At 65.7% G+C, this 2,835-nt stretch carries 2 protein-coding genes; both read left to right on the forward strand.

What is annotated here, in order from left to right:
* Nucleotides 1–148 precede the first annotated feature (148 nt).
* Nucleotides 149–1,342 carry an acyl-CoA dehydrogenase family protein gene (locus ACFFN1_RS13710; RefSeq protein ID WP_376841394.1) on the forward strand — a complete coding sequence of 398 codons (1,194 nt, stop codon included), beginning with the start codon at nucleotides 149–151 and terminating at the stop codon, nucleotides 1,340–1,342.
* 37 nt (nucleotides 1,343–1,379) lie between these two features.
* Complete coding sequence (locus tag ACFFN1_RS13715; RefSeq protein ID WP_376841395.1) at nucleotides 1,380–2,522, forward strand: acyl-CoA dehydrogenase family protein; 1,143 nt, start codon at nucleotides 1,380–1,382, stop codon at nucleotides 2,520–2,522.
* Nucleotides 2,523–2,835: the final 313 nt, after the last annotated feature.

Raw genomic sequence — 2,835 nt, forward strand, 5'->3', positions numbered from 1 at the left:
ATCCTGGCTCGAAGTTCGAATCAATCGAAACTCTTGCTGAAGTCGGTGTGCAGTCAGCGTCCTACGCCACGATCAAACCTGACTAATTTGAGCCAAGTCAGGTTAGACTGAACGCACGCTCACTTATCGAACGATCGAGGTAGTTCTTATGGATCATCTGCTCAGCCCGGAAGAGCTCGATTTCGCCCATCAGATGCGCGAGTTCTTCCGCACCGAAATCCCCGAGGAAATCCGCTACCGCCAGGCCATCGGCCAGGAGCTGTCCAAAGAGGACATCGTCACCAGCCAGCGCATCCTCAACAAGCACGGCTACGCGGTGCCGAACTGGCCGGTCGAATGGGGCGGCCAGGACTGGACGCCCGTGCAGCGCCACATCTGGCTCGAAGAGATGCAGCTGGCCTCCGTGCCGACCCCGCTGCCGTTCAACACCGCGATGGTCGGCCCAGTGATCGCGACATTCGGCACCCAGGAGCTCAAGGAGCGCTTCCTGCCGGCCACCGCCAACATCGACATCTGGTGGTCCCAGGGCTTCTCCGAGCCCAATGCCGGCTCCGACCTCGCCTCGGTCAAGACCTCAGCGGTGCGCAAGGGCGATGTCTACATCGTCAACGGCCAGAAGACCTGGACGACGCTCGGCCAGTACGGCGACTGGATCTTCAACCTCGTGCGCACCGACCCGGATGCCAAGAAGCAGGCCGGCATCTCGTTCCTGCTCATCGACATGAAGTCCCCCGGTGTCACCGTCCGCCCGATCGAGCTCATCGACGGCGGCCACGAGGTCAACGAGGTGTTCTTCGACAACGTCGAGGTCCCCGTCGAGAATCTCGTCGGCGAAGAGAACAAGGGCTGGACGTACGCGAAGTTCCTGCTCGGCAACGAGCGCACCGGCATCGCCCGGATCGGCGATTCGAAGGTCGCACTGGCCCGTGTCAAGGCCTACGCCGCGGCCACCAAGACCTCTCGCGGCACGCTGCTCGACGATCCGCTGTTCGCCGCGCGTCTGACGAAGGTCGAAGCCGAGCTCACCGCTCTGGAATTCACGCAGCTGCGGATCCTGTCGACCCAGGTCGCAGGCGATGACAAGCCGGATCCGCGCTCCTCGGTGCTCAAGCTGCGCGGCTCGATGATCCAGCAGGACATCTCCGAGCTCATGATGGACGTCCTCGGCCCGCAGGGCATCGACTTCGTCAACAGCCGCGAGGTGCCCACCGGCTTCACAACCCTGCCCCCGGGTGCTGTCGATGCCGGCCCGCACTACTACAACTACCGCAAGGTCACCATCTACGGCGGCTCCTCGGAAGTCCAGCGCTCGATCATCTCGAAGGCTCTGCTCGGACTCTGATCCGCAGGCTCGACTCTTTCACCACTAGGAGAACTCAATGGATCTCGAACTCACAGACGTCCAGCAGGAGCTTGCCTCGACCGTCGGCCGCCTGCTCGCCACCAAATACGATGCCGCCACCCGCGACGAGGTGCTCGCCTCCGAGTCCGGCTACAGCGCGGACATGTGGAACCAGTTCGCTGAGATCGGCCTGCTCGGCCTGCCGATCGACGAGGACTACGACGGCGCCGGCATGGGCTTTGCCGAAGTCGCCGTCGTCATGGAGCAGTTCGGCCGCGCCCTGACCTTAGAGCCGTACCTGGCCACCGTCGTGCTCGGCGCCGGGCTCATCACCGCCGTCGGCACCGATGAGCAGAAGTCGGAGCTGCTGCCCGGCGTGGCCGCCGGTGAGACGAAGCTGGCGTTCGCCGCCTACGAACCGGCCGGACGCTACGATCTCACCCACCCAGGCACCACCGCCTCGGTCTCGGAGTCCGGCGTGACGCTGACCGGCGAGAAGTCCGGTGTGCTCGGACTCGGGGCCGCCGACCGGCTCATCGTCTCGGCCGCCGTCGATGGCGGGGTTGGCCTGTTCCTCGTCGACCCGGCAGCCGAGGGTGTGACGATCGACGTGCGCACTCAGGCCGATGGCCACCGGGCCGGCTCAGTGCTCTTCGACAGCGCCCCGGCCACCCGCCTGGGCGAAGGGGATGCGACCGAGGCGATCGGCGAGATCATCGACACCGCCAACGCCGCCCTGTGTGCCGAGGCCGTCGGTGCGATGGAGGCCTCGCTGAAGATGACCGCGGAATACCTGCACACCCGCGAGCAGTTCGGCTTCCCGATCGGCCGCAACCAGGTCCTGCAACACCGGGCAGCCGACCTGTACGCCACGCTCGAATACGCCAAGAGCATGGCCCTGTACGCCAAGCTCGCCGTCATCGAGAACAACCCGCAGACCCGTCACCGGGACGTCATCGCAGCCAAGCTCGTCATCGACGACGCCTGCCGGCACATCAGCCAGGAGGCGATCCAGATGCACGGCGGCATCGGCATGACGATGGAATACCCGATCGGCCACTACGCCAAGCGGCTGACGGTCATCCCCCGCACCTTCGACGAAGCCGACGCACTGACCGCCGAGCTTGCCGAGATGGGCGGGCTCATCGAAGCCCGCGCAGCCGACCTGCAGGCCGGCTGAGACCGCGGGCGGCAGACCGAGACTCCCTGCCTGACCCGCGCACTCCCCTGAACCGACCCCGAGGTGGTGAGCACCGCCTCGGGGTCGGTTGCTGTTGACCGACGACGGGCACGGTGGCTGCCGGCGGTGACTTCGGTTAGGTTGAGGAGTGCACTGCGCTGCCGCCAGTGATGACCCGCTGAAGGAACCGCGATGACCCTGCCCCGGATTTCTGGCTCTACTGACTGATCCGTGGGTCTTCAGCGGCCGGGCAGGAGGGGGCGGTGGCCTCCGAGTGTGAGCATGGCGAGGCCGATCAGGGGCTCGGGTGAGC

It is taken from the genome of Brevibacterium otitidis, from assembly GCF_042429315.1.
Classification (GTDB): Bacteria; Actinomycetota; Actinomycetes; order Actinomycetales; family Brevibacteriaceae; genus Brevibacterium; species Brevibacterium otitidis.

What these genes read in the sequence shown, in the direction of transcription:
- ACFFN1_RS13715 (WP_376841395.1), top strand. Translation starts at nt 1,380, where the DNA reads ATGGATCTCGAACTCACAGACGTCCAGCAGGAGCTTGCCTCGACCGTC.
- ACFFN1_RS13710 (WP_376841394.1), top strand. Translation starts at nt 149, where the DNA reads ATGGATCATCTGCTCAGCCCGGAAGAGCTCGATTTCGCCCATCAGATG.